Source organism: Pseudomonas fluorescens, from assembly GCF_902497855.1.
Taxonomy (GTDB): domain Bacteria; phylum Pseudomonadota; class Gammaproteobacteria; order Pseudomonadales; family Pseudomonadaceae; genus Aquipseudomonas; species Aquipseudomonas fluorescens_BI.
On sequence record NZ_CABVHU010000006.1, the window covers coordinates 293927 to 310684 of the forward strand.

15 protein-coding genes are annotated in these 16758 nt (G+C 57.8%); 6 read left to right on the plus strand and 9 right to left on the minus strand.

Annotated elements, in window-relative coordinates; translation table 11 throughout:
• Together F8N96_RS14995 and F8N96_RS15000 are read left to right on the plus strand one after the other, a co-directional pair.
• Entirely contained in the window at window positions 1-1218 is a 1218-nt protein-coding gene (locus F8N96_RS14995; protein WP_150798446.1) for a mandelate racemase/muconate lactonizing enzyme family protein, read from the plus strand.
• A gap of 70 nt (window positions 1219-1288) precedes the next feature.
• Window positions 1289-2896, plus strand: coding sequence for a GMC family oxidoreductase (locus tag F8N96_RS15000; RefSeq protein ID WP_150798447.1), 1608 nt, complete (start codon window positions 1289-1291; stop codon window positions 2894-2896).
• Between the two features lie 450 nt (window positions 2897-3346).
• Here the strand turns inward: F8N96_RS15000 and F8N96_RS15005 are convergent, their stop codons facing one another.
• Window positions 3347-4249: a LysR family transcriptional regulator gene (locus tag F8N96_RS15005; protein ID WP_150798448.1), complete on the minus strand. Its 903-nt coding sequence runs from the start codon at window positions 4247-4249 to the stop codon at window positions 3347-3349.
• Between the two features lie 151 nt (window positions 4250-4400).
• Between F8N96_RS15005 and F8N96_RS15010 the strand changes: the two genes are divergently transcribed.
• Genes F8N96_RS15010 through F8N96_RS15020 form a run of 3 tightly spaced genes read left to right on the plus strand, consistent with a single transcriptional unit; the run spans window position 4401 to window position 7120 of the window.
• Window positions 4401-5174: an SDR family NAD(P)-dependent oxidoreductase gene (locus F8N96_RS15010; RefSeq protein WP_150798449.1), complete on the plus strand. Its 774-nt coding sequence runs from the start codon at window positions 4401-4403 to the stop codon at window positions 5172-5174.
• A gap of 42 nt (window positions 5175-5216) precedes the next feature.
• Window positions 5217-6536: an MFS transporter gene (locus tag F8N96_RS15015; protein WP_150798450.1), complete on the plus strand. Its 1320-nt coding sequence runs from the start codon at window positions 5217-5219 to the stop codon at window positions 6534-6536.
• The gene (locus F8N96_RS15020; RefSeq protein WP_224794098.1) at window positions 6533-7120 is read left to right on the plus strand and encodes a gluconokinase; all 588 of its coding nucleotides are present in this window, start codon (window positions 6533-6535) and stop codon (window positions 7118-7120) included. Before F8N96_RS15015 ends, F8N96_RS15020 begins: the two co-directional genes overlap by 4 nt.
• A 142-nt stretch (window positions 7121-7262) precedes the next feature.
• Here F8N96_RS15020 and F8N96_RS15025 read toward each other — a convergent pair whose 3' ends face one another.
• The 8 genes from F8N96_RS15025 to galB form a co-directional block, all read right to left on the minus strand.
• Window positions 7263-8492 carry an OprD family porin gene (locus F8N96_RS15025; RefSeq protein ID WP_150798451.1) on the minus strand — a complete coding sequence of 410 codons (1230 nt, stop codon included), beginning with the start codon at window positions 8490-8492 and terminating at the stop codon, window positions 7263-7265.
• A gap of 84 nt (window positions 8493-8576) precedes the next feature.
• Complete coding sequence (locus F8N96_RS15030) at window positions 8577-9890, minus strand: dicarboxylate/amino acid:cation symporter (protein WP_150798452.1); 1314 nt, start codon at window positions 9888-9890, stop codon at window positions 8577-8579.
• A gap of 53 nt (window positions 9891-9943) precedes the next feature.
• Window positions 9944-10807, minus strand: coding sequence for an amidohydrolase family protein (locus tag F8N96_RS15035; protein ID WP_150798453.1), 864 nt, complete (start codon window positions 10805-10807; stop codon window positions 9944-9946).
• A 114-nt stretch (window positions 10808-10921) separates the two neighbouring features.
• Window positions 10922-11806 (minus strand): LysR substrate-binding domain-containing protein, encoded by an 885-nt coding sequence (locus F8N96_RS15040; protein WP_150798454.1) that lies wholly within the window; start codon window positions 11804-11806, stop codon window positions 10922-10924.
• A gap of 27 nt (window positions 11807-11833) precedes the next feature.
• Window positions 11834-12760: an NAD(P)-dependent oxidoreductase gene (locus F8N96_RS15045; protein ID WP_150798455.1), complete on the minus strand. Its 927-nt coding sequence runs from the start codon at window positions 12758-12760 to the stop codon at window positions 11834-11836.
• Window positions 12757-13845, minus strand: coding sequence for a 4-oxalomesaconate tautomerase (locus F8N96_RS15050; RefSeq protein ID WP_150798456.1), 1089 nt, complete (start codon window positions 13843-13845; stop codon window positions 12757-12759). Before F8N96_RS15050 ends, F8N96_RS15045 begins: the two co-directional genes overlap by 4 nt.
• A 4-nt stretch (window positions 13846-13849) precedes the next feature.
• Window positions 13850-14566, minus strand: coding sequence for a 4-carboxy-4-hydroxy-2-oxoadipate aldolase/oxaloacetate decarboxylase (locus tag F8N96_RS15055; protein ID WP_150798457.1), 717 nt, complete (start codon window positions 14564-14566; stop codon window positions 13850-13852).
• On the minus strand, window positions 14563-15297 hold the full coding sequence (gene galB, locus F8N96_RS15060) for a 4-oxalmesaconate hydratase (protein ID WP_150798494.1): 735 nt from the start codon (window positions 15295-15297) through the stop codon (window positions 14563-14565). Before galB ends, F8N96_RS15055 begins: the two co-directional genes overlap by 4 nt.
• 157 nt (window positions 15298-15454) lie before the next feature.
• Here galB and F8N96_RS15065 point away from each other — a divergent pair, with 157 nt between their 5' ends.
• A complete protein-coding gene (locus tag F8N96_RS15065; RefSeq protein ID WP_150798458.1) occupies window positions 15455-16678 on the plus strand; it encodes a LysR family transcriptional regulator in 1224 nt (407 codons plus the stop codon).
• Window positions 16679-16758 lie beyond the last annotated feature (80 nt).

The window sequence follows — 16758 nt, forward strand, 5'->3', positions numbered from 1 at the left end:
ATGAAAATCGTCGCCCTTGAAACCCACATCGTTGCCGTCCCGCCACCGCACATCGGCGGCATGTACTGGCTGTTCGTCAAGCTCAAGACCGACTGCGGCATTGAAGGTGTCGGCGAAATCTACGCCGCGACCTTTGGCCCCAAAGCCATGCTGCCGATCATCGAAGACGTTTTCGAACGCTACCTGCTCAACCACGACCCGCATCACATCGAACGCTTTTTCCGTCAGGCCTATTCGAGCGGTTTTACCCAGCGTCCGGACCTGACCATGATGGGCGTGGTCAGCGGCCTGGAGATGGCCTGCTGGGACATCATCGGCAAAGCGGCGAACAAACCGGTGTATGAACTGTTGGGTGGCAAGGTCAATGAGCGCCTGCGTTCCTACACCTATTTGTACCCGGTCAACAGCAAGGGCGAGTACGACTACGACGACCCGGACCTGGCCGCCGAATGCGCTGTCGAGAACATGAATAAAGGCTTCACCGCCGTGAAGTTCGACCCGGCCGGGCCCTATACCGCGTATTCCGGGCACCAGATTTCGGTGGAAGTGCTGGAGCGATGCGAAACCTTCTGCCGTAAGATCCGCGAAGCGGTGGGCGACAAGTGCGACCTGCTGTTCGGTACTCACGGGCAAATGGTCCCGTCCTCGGCGATTCGCCTGGCCAAGCGCCTGGAGAAGTACGACCCGCTGTGGTTTGAGGAACCGGTGCCACCGGGGCAGGAGGAGGCGATGGCGCAAGTCGCGGCCAAGACCACAATCCCGATTGCCACGGGCGAGCGGCTGACCACCAAGTACGAATTCTTCAAGCTGTTGCAGGCCGGCGGTGCGTCGATTTTGCAAATGAACGTCGCCCGTTGCGGCGGACTGCTGGAAGCCAAGAAGATCGCGAGCATGGCCGAGGCCTATTACGCGCAGATCGCGCCGCACCTTTATAACGGGCCGATTGGCGCGGCGGCGAGTTTCCAGTTGGCGACCTGCACACCGAATTTCCTCATCCAGGAAAGCATCATGACCTGGGGCGGTTTCCACGCCGAAGTCCTGACCAAGCCACTGAAATGGGAGGACGGCTACATCATCCCATCCACCGAGCCAGGCCTTGGTTTGGAGCTCAACATGGACGTGGTGCGCAGGCATTCGCCATACACCGGCGAACGTTTGCACCTGCAAATGGCGCCGACCCCGGCAGACGTCAAAGACACATCGCCTGCCAGAGGCTGACGGGATTTCCCGCGGCTCACTTGTGGGAACGGGTGGTTTTTTTGGATAACGACTTACGCGGTAACCGTGCATGACATACGACTACATCATTGCTGGCGCCGGCGCCGCCGGCTGCATCCTCGCCAACCGGCTATCGGCCTGCGGCAAACACACGGTGCTGCTGCTGGAAGCGGGCGGCAAGGACAGCTCCCTGTGGTTTAAGATCCCGGTCGGCTTCGCCAAAATGTATTACAACCCGACCTTCAACTGGATGTACTACAGCCAGCCGCAAAAGCAGCTCAACAATCGCGAAATCTATGCGCCGCGCGGTAAAGTCCAGGGCGGTTCGGGCTCAATCAACGCGATGGTCTATGTCCGTGGCCAGGCCCATGACTTCGACGACTGGGCGGCCAACGGCAACGACGGCTGGAGCTTCAAGGACGTGCTGCCGTATTTCCGCAAACTGGAAAACCACCCACTGGGCGACAGCGAATATCACGGCGGCAGCGGCCCGATCAGCATCACTCCGATGAAGGGCGAGACCCATCCGATCTGCGATGTGTTCCTCAAGGGGTGCGACGAACTCGGGTACCCTCATAGTGACGATTTCAACGGGCCGAAATTCGAAGGCTCGGGTATCTACGATGTCAACACCAAGGACGGCCAGCGCAGCTCCAGTAGTTTTGCGCATCTGCATCCCGCACTCAGCCGCCCGAACTTGACGGTCGAGCATTACGCACTGGTGGATAGGGTGTTGTTCGAGAACGAGCGGGCCAGCGGTATTTCCGTGACCCAACACGGCGTGGTCCGCACCTTCCAGGCGCGCAAGGAGGTGATCCTCTGCGCCGGTGCCGTCGACACACCGAAGATTCTGCAACTATCCGGTGTCGCCGATCAGGCGTTGCTGGCCAGGCACCAGATCCCGCTGGTCAAGCACCTGCCGGCGGTGGGGCAGAACCTTCAGGATCACTTGTGCGCCAGCTACTACTACAAGGCCAACATCCCGACGCTTAATGATCAGCTCAGCTCGCTGTTCGGGCAGTTCAAGCTCGGCCTCAAATACCTGCTGACCCGCAAGGGTGCCTTGGCGATGAGCGTCAACCAGGCCGGTGGTTTCTTCCGTGGAAACGAGGCGCAGGCCAACCCGAACCTTCAGTTGTACTTCAATCCGCTGTCGTACCAGATTCCGAAAAACAACAAGGCCAGCCTCAAGCCCGAGCCGTATTCCGGCTTCCTGTTATGTTTCAACCCGTGCCGGCCGACGAGTCGTGGGCATATCGAGATCAAGTCGAAGAACCCCCGGGACGCGGCGCTGATCGACCCCAATTACCTGAGCACGCAAAAAGACATCGACGAAGTGATCCAGGGCAGTCGGCTCATGCGCAAAATCATGCAGGCGCCGGCCTTGAAAAGCATTACGGTTGCGGAAGTGCTCCCGGGGCCGGTGGTCGAAAGCGACGAGCAGATGCTGCAATACTTTCGCGAAAACAGTGGTTCGATCTATCACCTGTGCGGCTCGTGCGCGATGGGTGCGGATGTACAGAAGTCGGTGGTCGATAAACAGCTTAAAGTCCATGGTCTCGATGGTCTGCGCATCGTCGATGCGTCGATTTTTCCCAATGTGACGAGCGGCAACACACACGCTGCAGTACTAATGGTGGCGGAGAAGGGCGCCGACCTGATTTTGCAGGACGCCTGACTCTTTACCATATTGATTGAAAAACGTTGGGGGCTGGTCATAAAGCGGACTCCCCCCTACTTTTACCCCCACAAAAAACGTCGGCTCTTGATGGACGTTACTGGATTCTCGTAGCGCAGAACACCGCTGGAGCTCAAGTAAATACTAGCTTAGAAAAATCCAGAGTAAAATTTTGGAAGCTTTCAAGAAGTATGAAAAAGGAGATGGGGTGCTAGGGGTCGAGTGTTCGAATCACTCCGTGCCGACCATATAAATCAAGGGGTTGCGAGATTTTATCTCGCGACCCCTTTTTATTTTTGACCATTTTTACCCCCATTAATCGGCTGGCTCTGAGTGGAATCCTCACTGCATTCGTGTGAGTTGATGCCAGCTTTGGCGCTCTAGCACGGTGTTTAGGACCGACGTTATCTTCCTTTCCTGGGTTTTTTGAGTGACTAAGGCTGTTCTCTCTTATTGAGAACCATAGCCAATGGGTTCAAGAAGTAGCTCACTCATCAAACTGAACACCGTGGTCTTCACTGCACTGTTTAGATCAACCCAGGCAAGGCCAGTGGTTGCTCGGTAGTTCCCCAGTTCCAAGGGTTTGGAAATGACATTGGCGGGCAGCGCCCGCCCGGCATGGGCGGGTAGTAACCCGACGCCGAGTCCGGCGGAAACCAGCGCGAGCATCGTGGTGAATTCACCCAGTTCCGAGGCGATTTCCAGCTGTGCGCCGTGGCTGCTCAGGGTTTGCATCAGCCCATCGTAAAAGCCTGGCGCGTAACGCCTGGCCAAGATGAAAACGGGCACTTGAGCGAGCGCTGTCGGGTGCAACGTGTCGCACGAAGCCAGCGGATGATCGCTCGGGAAGGCAACAATGAACGTCTCCTGCAACACTTCTCGGGTCTGAATGCCAGGAATGACGGCTGGCAAGCGCATCAACCCGAAATCGAGTCGGCCGTTTTTCAGTGCCGCGGCCTGATCCGGGCCCGGCATATCCTTGAGTTCCAGTTCAATGCGCGGGAAACGCTTATGCAGCGAGCGGATCAGGGTGGGTAGCAGCTCGGGCAGTACCGAGGATACGAAGCCCAAACGCACACGACCTATTTCCCCTCGCCCTGAAGCCCTGGCCACATCTGCCGCATGGGCCGATTGATGCAAGGTCGCGCGAGCCTCAGGCAAGAAGATTGCCCCCACTTCCGTCAGTGCTACCGAGTGCCGATTGCGCTCGAACAGGCGCACCCCAAGCTCTTCCTCCAGCATCTTGATCTGCATGCTCAGCGCCGGTTGAACGATAGACAGTCGATGGGCTGCGCGACCGAAATGAAGCTCCTCCGCCAAGGTCACAAATGACCGCAAGTGTTTGATTTCCATGTGAGTGCTCCGGGGCTTGGGGGTGCGCTGGTGAGGTGATCATAGAATTTGATCACCAGATCAGCAATGACGATTGGACGGCGTTGAAGGGCTAGGGTGAAGTGGCAGCAAGGCCCGTAAAAAAATAAACGGCCGTTTTGTGGAGAACAGCATGTCATTCAATACCAGTAGCTTCCAGTTGAACGGGCGCAGAGCCCTGATCACCGGTTCGGGCAAGGGCATCGGACTTGAATTGGCCCGGGGTTTGGGAGCCGCCGGCGCCACCGTGGTGATCAATGATCGCAATAGGGACAAAGCCCGACTCATTGCGAGTCAGTTGCGAGACGAGGGTGTCAGCGCAGAGATCGCGGTGTTCGACGTCGCGGATCGCGCCCAGCTATTCGAAGCGATAAACAGCTTTGAGGCGCATACCGGGGCCATCGATATCCTGGTTAACAATGCCGGCATTCAGCGGCGTGCACCGCTGGAAGACTATGACGCTAACGATTGGCACGATCTGATGCGGGTCAATCTGGACGGTGTGTTCCATGTGTCCCAGGCAGTCGCCCGGCACATGATCACTCGTCGTCGCGGCAAGATCATCAACATTTGTTCAGTGCAGAGCGAACTGGCCCGCCCGACGATCGCTCCCTACGCCGCGTCCAAAGGCGCGGTGAAAATGCTCACCAAGGGCATGTGCGCCGAATGGGCATGCCACGGTATTCAGGCCAATGGCCTGGCCCCTGGCTACTTTGCGACGGAGATGAATCGGGCGCTGGTGGATAATCAGGAGTTTTCCCAATGGCTGTGCAAACGCACGCCGGCGGGTCGTTGGGGGCGCGTCGAGGAGTTGTGTGGTGCCGCAGTATTTCTGGCATCCGCCGCCTCCGACTTCATCAACGGCCAAACGATTTTTGTAGACGGAGGATTGACCAGCGTCGTTTGAATTCAGCACCTGCACCTAAAAAAACAACAACAGGGGACACCCATGAGCAATCTCAAAGAGCAGCTACTGCCGCTGGTCGACATTGACGGGCAGGGTACCAACGACACCCGTCAACGATCGAAGGCCGAAGGCTTTGCACCCAAGCGCTGGTTGTATCTCATTCCGCTGATTTTCATTACCTACAGCCTCGCTTATCTGGACCGTGCCAACTATGGCTTCGCCAGTGCCGCCGGGATCGAGCAGGACCTGGGCATCACCAAGAGCATGTCCTCGCTGGTCGGGGCATTGTTCTTTCTGGGTTACTTTTTCTTCCAGGTCCCGGGCGCTATCTACGCGCAGAAATACAGCGTTCGCAAATTGGTGTTCTGGAGCCTGATCTTGTGGGGCTTTTGCGCAATGGCCACGGGACTGGTGACCAATATTCCGATGTTGATGGTGATCAGGGTGTCGCTGGGGATAGTCGAGGCAGCGGTGATGCCTGCGATGTTGATCTTCATCAGTAACTGGTTCACCCGTAAAGAGCGCTCGCGCGCCAATACGTTCCTGGTACTCGGCAATCCGGTCACCGTGCTCTGGATGTCTGTGGTCTCGGGGTATTTGATTCACGCCTGGGGCTGGCGCGAGATGTTTGTGATCGAAGGCGCGCCAGCGGTTCTGTGGGCGTTTGTCTGGTGGCGTCTGGCGCGGGACAAGCCCGAGCAGGTCGACTGGCTGACTCAGCAGGAAAAAACCCAGTTGGCCGCGACACTGGCGGACGAACAGAAAGGCATGAAGGTGGTTCGCAATTATCGCCAGGCATTCACCAGCCCGGTAGTGATACAGCTTTGCTGCGTACACGCGCTGTGGAGCATAGGCGTCTATGGATTCATTATGTGGCTACCGACCATCATCAAACAGGCAGCGGCTGCAGATATTGTCACGGTCGGCTGGTTGAGTGCTGTTCCTTATGTCGCTGCCGTCGTCGCCATGCTCGCGGTGTCCTGGGCGTCAGATAAATCCCAGCAACGTAAACATTTTGTCTGGCCGCTTCTGGCGCTGGGTGCGCTGGCGTTCTTCTGCTCGTACTTGCTCGGCTCGAGCCATTTCTGGCTGTCGTTTGCTTTGCTGACCATCGCTGGGGCTGCTTTGTACGCGCCCTACGGACCGTTTTTTGCGCTTATTCCGGAAATTCTTCCGTCCAATGTATTCGGTGGTGCGATTGGCTTGATCAACGCTTGCGGGGCATTAGGTGCCTTTATCGGCTCGTGGATCGTTGGCTATTTGATCGGCCTCACCGGCAACCCCGGAGCGGCCTATATTTTCATGACGGTAGGTGTACTTTCTTCGGCGCTGCTCATGGCTTGGGTGAAGGTACGGCGATGAATCACGAGATTGACGATACAGATGTTATCGAGTCCGGCAACTTGTCAGTAGCCGTTGTGGTCATGGGCGTTGCCGGATGTGGAAAGTCGAGTGTCGCCAGCGCAATCGCCAACAGGTTGGGCGGCATCTTGATCGAGGGGGATAGATTTCACCCAGAAGAAAACATCCAGAAGATGCGAGACGGTATCTCTTTGACCGATGCTGATCGGGTTGCATGGCTCGCGTCACTCAACGAAGCGTTGCGCCGTGCAGTTGCCGCGGGACGATTGCCGATACTGGCTTGTTCTGCCTTGAAACAGCGCTATCGTGATGCCCTGGGAAACGGTCTTTCCTCGCTTGCGACGGTGTTTCTTCAACTACCTCAATCAGTGGCCGAAACCCGTGTTTTATCACGGGCCGATCACTACATGCCGGCATCCCTCGTGACGAGTCAATATGCTGATCTGGAACCGCCGCAAGCTGGGAGACACGTTATTTCTATCGACGCAACGCTGCCACTGCGGGACATCGTCGCTCAGCTGGAGTCATGGTGGCATCTGCGACAGCGAACTGCTGCAAGGGGTAAATTTTCCAGCAGCAGGTAACTCGTTAGTGGGGCCTGGAGTCATTCGATTTGCACTCGATACGTGTCTGGTTTTCCGCACCAGATAAAAAGCGCCACTCATTTGAGTCGCGCTTGTATTTCTACGTTGTAATGGCCACTCCAATCTCCAGTGGAGAAATCGCTCAAAACAACGAAAACGAGTAACTGGCGATCAACCGGTTTTCATCGATGTCGCGGCCGTCGTCGCTGCGGTAGGTCGCATTGCGCCAGCGAACAGAGACGCCCTTCAGGAAGTCTTGAAAAGCGTAGGTCACGTCGATGTCACGTTCCCATTCCTTTTCGGCGCCCGGTTTGTCCAGGTCCGTCCCGCGGATGTAGGCAGTGAAAAATGTCAGGCCAGGAATGCCCATAGGCGCGAAGTTGTAACCGTAGCGCAATTGCCAGCTGCGTTCGCCAGCGCTACCGAAGTCATGGTATTGCACGTAGTTGGGCAGGTAGGGGTTGTTGATGTAGGGGAAGCCGGTTGCACCCTTCATGACTTGATAAGTGGCCATTACGCTGTGGCCGCTATCGAAGTTGTAGCCCACAGCCGCGGAATAGGCCCGGTTATCGACCTCGCCACCTTTTGCGGCTCCGATATCGCGACTGGAGAAGGCGCGTAAATCGGTGGTCACTTTGCCTTTTCCGAGGCGTGTGGTGTGAATCAGACCGAGGAATTGCTGGCGATACACATCATCCAGTGCGCCGTAGTAATAGCTACCGGTCAGTGTCGGAGTGATTTGATAGCTGCCGCCACCATAACGGAAGTGGTCACCGACGCCGGTGGCCCGATAACGTCCGTCCTTGGCCGCGATGCCGATGTCCCGTTGATCGGTAGAGTCTGGGGTGACGGTTTTATCAAACTGAGCGACGTTCACCGTCAAATGTTCGATTTCGCTGGAGCTGACCTGCGTGCCCTGGAAAGTCTGGGGAAACAGCCGACTACCATTGAATTGCAGGACGGGCACCCTAGGCAGTGCGATGCCGTAAGTCAGGGTGGTTTTGGAAAACCTAGCCTTGGCTGCGAGTCCGCCTTTGGAGTATTCATCAGCGGCCTCACCGGACGCGCGCCGGGGCAATAATCCGCTGCCAGAGCGGTCGGGGCTGGAGTCCAATTGGTAGCCGGCGTATCCCAGCGCATCGACGCCCAACCCAATCGTTCCCTGGGTAAACCCGGACTCATAGTTGAGCAAAAAGCCCTGGGCCCATTCATCTCTCTTGGATACACCAACGCCATCTCGAAAGTCGCCGTTATAGTAGAAATTACGTGCTTCGACGCTCGCCTTGCTGTCTTCGATAAAGCCTGCGGCCATCGAGGAAATGCTCCAGCAGACACCCGGTACAAACATTGCGATAGACAGGGTACGGTTCATTTTTATTATTTTCCTGACACGACGAGCCGCTGTTCGGTACTGGACCGAACAGGCACTCGATTGGAAGTTGTTAGGGGGAGGGTGTTAAGCCTTGCAGCCCAGCTCTTGAGCCAGTTTTTTGCGGTCCAGCTCTTTTTCCCAAGCGGAGACCACCAGCGTTGCCACGCCGTTGCCTACCAGGTTGGTCATGGCCAGCCCTGTGCCCATGAATCGGTGGATGCCGAGGATCAACACCATGCCGGCCACGGGAACGATTGGTACGACCATCAAGGTGCTGGTCAACATCACGAAGGCTGCACCGGACACCCCGCTGGCCCCTTTGGAGGTCAGCATCGCCACGATCACCAGAGTCAGTTGCTGAGACAGGGTCAAGTCGATGTTCAGCGCTTGGGAAATGAACAGCACTGCCATCGTCAGGTAGATGTTCGTGCCATCGAGGTTGAACGAATAACCGGTCGGAATCACCAGGCCCACGACGGGTTTGGAGCAACCGAGGCGTTCCATTTTGTCCATGATCTGCGGCAGAACCACTTCTGAGGAACTGGTGCCCAGCACCACCAGCAATTCCTCTTTGATGTAGGCGAGGAAACGCAGAATGCTGAAGCCGCAAAGCCGTGCAACGCCACCGAGTACAACGACCACGAAAAATATGCAGAGTAAGTAGAAACTGCCAATCAATTTCAGTAGCGGCAGTAGCGATTCGACGCCGTAAGTGCCGACGGTAAACGCGATGGCACCGAAAGCACCAATCGCAGACAGTTTGGCGATGATGTGAACGATGCGGAAAAACACTCCTGACAAGCCTTCGATGATGTCGTACACCGGCTTGCCTTTCTCTCCCATAGCCGACAGCGCACACCCGAACAGCACCGAGACCAGCAAGATGCACAGCACGTTGCCCTCAGAGAATGCCTGGGTGAACGTACTGGGGATGATGCCCATCAGGAAGTCGACCATGTGCAGGTGCTGGGCTTTTTCCGCGAACCCGGTGACGGCTGAGGCGTCGAGCGTATTGACGTCAACGTTGAAGCCGCCACCGGGGTTGAACAAGTGGCCGCCGATCAACCCGATCAGTAGCGAGACCGTCGAAATGATTTCGAAGTACAGCAGCGCCTTGCCGCCGACACGGCCGACCTTTTTCAAATCCCGCATGCCGGCGATGCCGGTGACCACCGTACAGAAAACGACGGGGCCGATGATCATCTTGATCAGTTTGATGAACGCATCGCCCAACGGTTTGAGGTCAGCAGCGAAGTCAGGCCAGAAGTGACCGACAAGCACACCAACGACGATCCCCAGCAGGACCTGGAAATACATCGCACGGTAAAACGGTTGCTTGGTCTTTACGTTAGCGCTGGTCGGTGTCTCGACCTGAGCGGGCACAGGGATAGGATTCATAAGGTTTACTCACTGCCATCTTATTGTTGGAGGTGTGGCAAAAGGTCCTGCTGTCAGCGTCCGTACAGTTTCAGCGGGTTATCGATCAATAGTTTCTGGCGCAATGACGGAGCGGTGCAGAAGCGGAACATCAGATCCACCAGACCGCCATCGTTGGGCATGTCTTTGCTGATATTGGGATGTGGCCAATCGGTGCCCCACAGCACGCGATCCGGTGCTACCTGGATCAGTCGTTCGGCGAAGGGGATAGCATCATCGAACGGTCGACGACCGCTGGACACTCGCTCGGCGCCACACACCTTGACCCAGGCCAGGGGATTTTCCATCAGATCGAGCAGCGCCAGGAAGGACGATTGTTCAACGCCTTCTTCAGCCTTGACCCGACCCATGTGATCGATGATGAATGGCACGGGGATCCGGGCCAGGCGATCGACATAGGTCAGGATGTCCTGAGCGTCGAGATGCAGCACCACATGCCAGCCCAACGGCGCGAGCCGATCGACGGTGCGATCAAAAACCTCCAGATCGGGTGCGCCGCCCAGATGCGCGACAAAATTGAAACGAACCCCGCGCACACCGCCGGCATCCATCTCGGCGAGTTGGGCGTCGGTTTCGCTGCCGTCGACGATTGCCACGCCGCGATAACGTCCGTCGCTACGGGCAATGGCATCGAGCATGGCGCGGTTATCAGTGCCGTGGCAGCTGGCCTGGACGATAACGCCACGGCTGAACCCCAGGTGATCGTGCAACGCTCGCAAGGTTTCAAAAGGAGCGTCGGGCGGGGTGTAGCTGCGGTCGGCGGCGTAAGGGAATTGAGCGGCAGGGCCGAACACGTGGCAGTGTGCGTCCCAGGCACCCGCTGGCAGGGCATGCGCAGGTTGGGTGGGATTGGAATCCGGAGCCAGGCAACTTTTCATCAGGTGTCCTTTATTGATCTGCGTTTGAAAGCGATATCTGATGTTCGGCTTTGCAAGCGTCTCGAACAACAAAGCCCAAGTACTAGCAGCTATGCTGTTTTTGCATGCGTGACATCAAGGTATGCATATCTCACGGACCATCGCCAACGTCTTCTCAGCCAGACGCGTCAGCGGTCGCTGCTCGGATGTCGCGATAAACAAATGGGTAGGGATGGACGGTTCGACAATCTGCGCCGCTTTCAATCCGTCGGGCAGGCTGTTGCGGGCGGCGAGGGCAGATCGGAACAACACGCCGTAACCCATGCCCAGATTGATCAGCTCCAGGAGCGAGGGAATGCTGTCGATTTCCAGGCACACATCCAGTTTGATGTCGTGGCGTGAGGCCTGGGTTTCGACCAGTCGACGCAGCGAATGAGGTTCGCTGGGAATGATCAGTGGATAGCGCCCAAGGTCTTGCATCGCGACCGTGTCAGGCAGGTCCGAGTTGGAGGCGCCGATCAACATCAATGGCTCAGAGTGGATGTGTTCGTAGTGCAACTGCGCACTGTGGGCGGGGTTGAACAGGAGGGCGAAATCCAGACGGCCCAGCAACAGCCACTCTCGCATGGAATGACTCAAACCCTCCTTGATACCCAAGGAACAACCGGGGAATCGCTCGCGAAAGGCGGACACCAGGGCCACGGTGTGGCGTCGGGAAATGCTCGGTGGAAGCCCGATCACCACTTTGCCGGACAAAGTATCGCGTTGCTCGCGCAACTCTTCGCGAGCCACTTGCACCTGCCGCAAGATACCTTTTCCGTGATCGAACAGCCGCTGGCCGGAAGCCGTCAGCAACACGCCACGGCCATGGCGCAGCAGCAGATGCTCCTGTAATTCAACTTCCAGTTGTCGAACCTGGCGGCTGACCACCGACTGGGAGATATTCAATACCGCGGCCGCTTTGGTAAAGCTTCCGAATTCGGCGACCCGTACGAAACATTCGAGTTGTTTTAAGTCCATGAGCCGTTCTCGGGGGAAAAGGTCATGTTAACGCTTTTCCTCCGACAGGCTTTCCCGGGTGACTGGGCTGCCATAAAGCGTATCAACCAGGTGCAACCAGTCGAAAGGCTCGATGCTGGGGTAGTCAAGATCGGCATCAACCATGGCATCCACCAGACCCCGTTGGACGGTGACAATCGCTCGGCTCATCGTTGGTGCCACGCCGACGTCGTTCGAGGTTTTCGCCACTTCTTTCATTTCTTCGGAGCGGCGGCGACCATGTTCAGCCACGCGGCTGATCAAGTAGTGCGGGAATGCGTCGTCCCAGCCCATTTGCGGGAAACTTTGGTGCAACGACGCGAGCACCTCGCGTTCTGCCTGGTACTGTCGTGCGGTGCTCAGGCACTCAGTTGTCAGCGCTTCAAGGCCCTTGATCATGATGCTGCGACACATCTTGATCGCCGAAGCGACGCCGACCTCATCGGCCACCCGGCGTACGTTCATGCCCAGTTCACCGAGCTGTTCAGCCACCAGCCTGGCAGCTGCTCCGCCGAGCAAAATGGGTGTTTTCAAGCGTTGGGGCGGCACCGGGGCCATTACGGCAGCATCGATATAGCCGATGCCATGGCTCTGCATGGCGGCGAACGCTGCCCGCTTGGTGGACGGGGCGACCGAATTGATATCGATGAACAGTTGCTCGGGTCTCATCAGCACTGCCGCGGCCTGAGCCACAGCCAATGCCTCATCGGCGGTCACAGCTGAAATGACCCAGCCTGCGAGCGCAATGGCTTGGGCGAAACTGTCGCATAGCTGCACGCCGCATTGATCGGCCTTGTCGTAGAGAGCCGCGCGAGTGCCGGGGTTTTCTTGCAGTCGATCATAGGCGTAAACGGTCACACCCGAGGCTGCAAGATCCTCGCCGAAAATGGCTCCAGCCTCGCCGAAGCCGATCAACGCTAAGGTTTTCATGCTCATTGAGTCACCTCGTTCTGCCAGACACTCTGGGGTATACACACGTTACCGTCGAACAGCAGCCGGGCCGTGCGCAGCAGACCGCAACCGGCTAACTCACCGTTTTGCATGTGCAGTTCGACGGTAAACTCGCCCGTCGGATGTTCTACCGAGAGCTGTACTCGTGCACTTGGCTGCACTTGGGTCAGTCCATCGGTGACAGAGCCCGGAACCTGGCAGGCGGACGCTACACTCACGGCACCAAATACCCCGATTGACGTGTGGCAGCGATGGGGGATGAAGGTACGACTGCAAATCGCGCCCCCCTCACGGGGAGCTGCAATCAAGGACACTTTCGGTACGCTGCGCTGGCTGACATCCCCCAGATTCATCAATGGCCCCGCCTCTAAGCGGATGGATTCGAGTACGGCTTTGAGTTCGCTGTCGGCGTCGAGTTGTTCGGCACTTTCGTAGCCGCTGCGGCCGACATCGGTGGCTCGAATCAAAATCACCGGCATGCCGTTATCAATGCAAGTCACGTCAATGCCGTCGAAACGGTCTGTGGGGTTGCCAGTTGGCAACAATGCGCCGCAGCTGGATCCGGCAATGTCTTCAAACTCGATAATCAGGGGGGCGCCGCTGCCGGGAACGCCATCGATGTTGGCTTCACCCGCGTAACTGACCGTACCGTCAGGGGTGGGGACATGGGCAATGGCAATCTGACCGGTGTTCTCCATGAAAATCCGCACTGAAGTGAGCGTTTCCTGGACGGTTACCAGTCCGCGTTCGATGGCGAACGGCCCCACACCCGCCAGGATGTTCCCGCAGTTCTGGCCATAATCGACTTGGGCCTGCTCGACCAGAACCTGCGCGAACAGGTAATCGACATCGGCGTCCGGCCGCTCCGAGCGGCGGATGATCGCGACCTTGCTGGTCAGCGAGTTCGCACCGCCGATACCATCGATCTGTCGAGCATCGGGCGATCCCATGACGGCCAACAATACCCGGTCACGCAACGCCCCTTCGACGGGCAGGTCTGGCGCAAGAAAGTACGCGCCTTTGGAGGTGCCACCGCGCATCATCAGGCACGGAATACGAGTCTGGCTCATGGGGTCATCCTTGCAGGTCGCTGAGGCTGTCGTAATAGGTCAGGCCCCGGTCGGCGAGTTTCTGACGCATCTCATAGATATCCAGACCCAATTCGCCGGCTGCCAGGCGCACACGTTTCTGCTCTTCGAGTCGAGCGCGTTGGCGGCTGGCTTCAAATACGTCGGGCAACTCTTCGCAGCGGACAATCACCACGCCGTCATCGTCAGCCACTACCACGTCACCGGGCTCGACCCATTGGCCGGCGCAGATGATCGGTACGTTGACCGAACCCAGGGTTTCCTTGACCGTGCCTTGGGCATGAACCGCCCGTGACCATACCTTGAAGCCCATGTCCCGCAGCGTTCGAGTATCACGCACACCTGCATCGATGATCAGGGCGCGTACCCCTCGGGCCATCAACGAGGTGGCGAGCAAGTCGCCGAAGTAGCCATCAGTGCAGGGCGAAGATGTCGCGACCACTAGAATGTCGTCGGGTTGGCATTGTTCGACGGCTACGTGGAACATCCAGTTGTCGCCCGGCGCGACCAACACGGTCACTGCCGTTCCGCTGATGCTCTGGTTCTGCTGGATCGGGCGAATGGCAGAGTCCAACAGACCTTTGCGGCCCTGGGCTTCATGCACGGTCGCGACACCGAAGCGATCCAGTTCGTCGATCAGCGCCGTATCGGCTCGGGGAATGTTGCGCACGACAATGCCGGTTTTTCCGATCAGTGTGCTCATGCCAGGTTCTCCGTCACCCGTGGGAAGATGCTCTGGTAGCCCTCGGCGTAAACAATGTTGCGGGTGGAGGCGATACCCACATTGCGCTTAGCCTGCACGCCGCGTTGCAGGGCGACGCGTGTGTAGTATTCCCAGAGATGCTCCTGGCCTGCCATGCACTGGATGGAGGCATATTTCTTGTCCCAGACGTCGGTGATATCCAGCAGGACATCCGGGCGCCACTCACACTGCTCAGGCTGATGGGGTTCGAAGCAGTACACCGGCGGGGCACCAACAATTTTTTCGCCAGGCTTGTAACCTTCTGCCTGGGCGATGATGCGCGCTTCTTGAGCCAGGTTCATCGCTAGCGGATGGTCGTAGTTGTATGGGTCTTTCATCGAGTGACTGAGGACGAACTCCGGTTGCACGCGACGAAACACATCGGCCAAACGAAACAGCGTTTCTTTGTCGGCGCGCATCGGGTAGTCGCCGATGTCGAAGAATTCCACGCTCGCGCCAAGGATCTCCGCTGCGGCTTCGGCCTCGCTGCGGCGTGCGGTTTTGACCTTGTCTTCAGACATCTCGCCTTTGCGCCAGAGCTTGGCCGACTCACCTCTTTCTCCATAGGAAAGGCATACGATGTGAACGGCGTGACCTTGTTGGGCATGCAGGGCGATGGCGCCACCTGCGCGCCAGACGAAATCGGCAGAGTGGGCGCTGACGACCAGTGCGGTTTTTTTTGTATTGATCATTGGAAGGCTCTTTTTTTGCGGCTGTTTGATGGAGCCCACCTTCGCACTTAGGTCCTGTGGCGAATAATGCGTTCGGCTGCAAGAGGTATGCGTTTTACTTATCGTTATGAGTTCTGCATGCTGTACGGCCGCTTCCTCGATAACTCGGTAGGTGCACATGCACAGTCTTAAACTGCCCAATCTCATGCAGATTCGGGCGTTCCTTCGTGTCGTCGAATACGGCAGTGTATCCAAGGCATCCGCCGTGCTTTTCCGTGCTCAGCCCGCCGTGACGCGCGCCATCCTTGCCTTAGAAAAACGCCTTGGGGTCTCGCTGTTTGAGCGCAACGTCAATGGTATGCGTCTGACCGATTACGGTGCTGGTGTGGTTCCCAGGGCTCGTCGTGCCCTGGAGGAATTGCTGGCCGTACCGTCCCTACTTGGTCAGGTGCCGCGTGATGCCGCCGAGCCGCTTTACCTTCTCCAGACCCGGCGCCTGGAGGTGTTCGCGAAACTCTGTGAAACCCATCATATGCAAACCGCGGCGAGTGCCCTTGGGGTGTCCCAGCCGGCGATCAGTGCCGCGATCAAAGTGCTTGAGCAGAGTAGCGGTTGCTGCTTGTTTGAACGCACGCCCCACGGCTTACTGCCGACCCGCTCGTGCTTGGCGATATTGCTGCGGGTGCGCCGAGCGCTGAATGAGCTTCGCCACATCGACGCAGACATCGCTGCATTAGGTGGCTCTCTTCAAGGTACCGTGCACGTGGGGGCCTTGCCTTTAGGGCGCACGGGAATATTGCCCGAGGCCATCGTGCGCCTGACCCAGGAACACCCCCACCTACAGATCGTCACCAATGAAAGCCCGTTTGACTTGTTGGCCAGTGAACTGCGCGCTGGCGATGTGGATTTTATCCTCGGCGCTCTACGCCCGTCGGCCTACGCCAGCGACCTGCATAGCGAGGCGTTGCTGCAGGAAGAAATGGTGATCCTGGTACGCCGCGACCACCCTTGGCTGAAGCGGACGCCAGTCTATGAAGACTTGAGTGCCGCCCGCTGGATCCTGCCCCGCGCCGGTTCCCCGGCGCGACAACTGCTGGACGCGTTTTTCGCCCACATCGGCATCGCCGCACCCAGCTCTGTGATTGAAACGGGCGACCTGGCGATTTTGCGCGGTGTGTTGCTGCGCTCAGACATGCTTGCCGCCGTTTCGGCACATCAGCTGGAACACGAAATGGCCAGCGGTGATCTGGTGCGACTGCCGCTTTCCCTTCGCCACACCACGCGGCCGATTGGCCTGATCTCCAGAGCGGGGGCGCTTCAATCACCAGCCGCGCAGGCGTTGATGGACAAGATTCGGGAGGTGGTAGGGGATACGGCCATGAGAGTTGCAGAGTCGACCTGACGCAGGTTTGACCCCGGCGTCGTCCCACCATTCGTCAGCAAGATGCCTTGCCCCTTCTTGACAGCCAAGCTGCCTGGGGA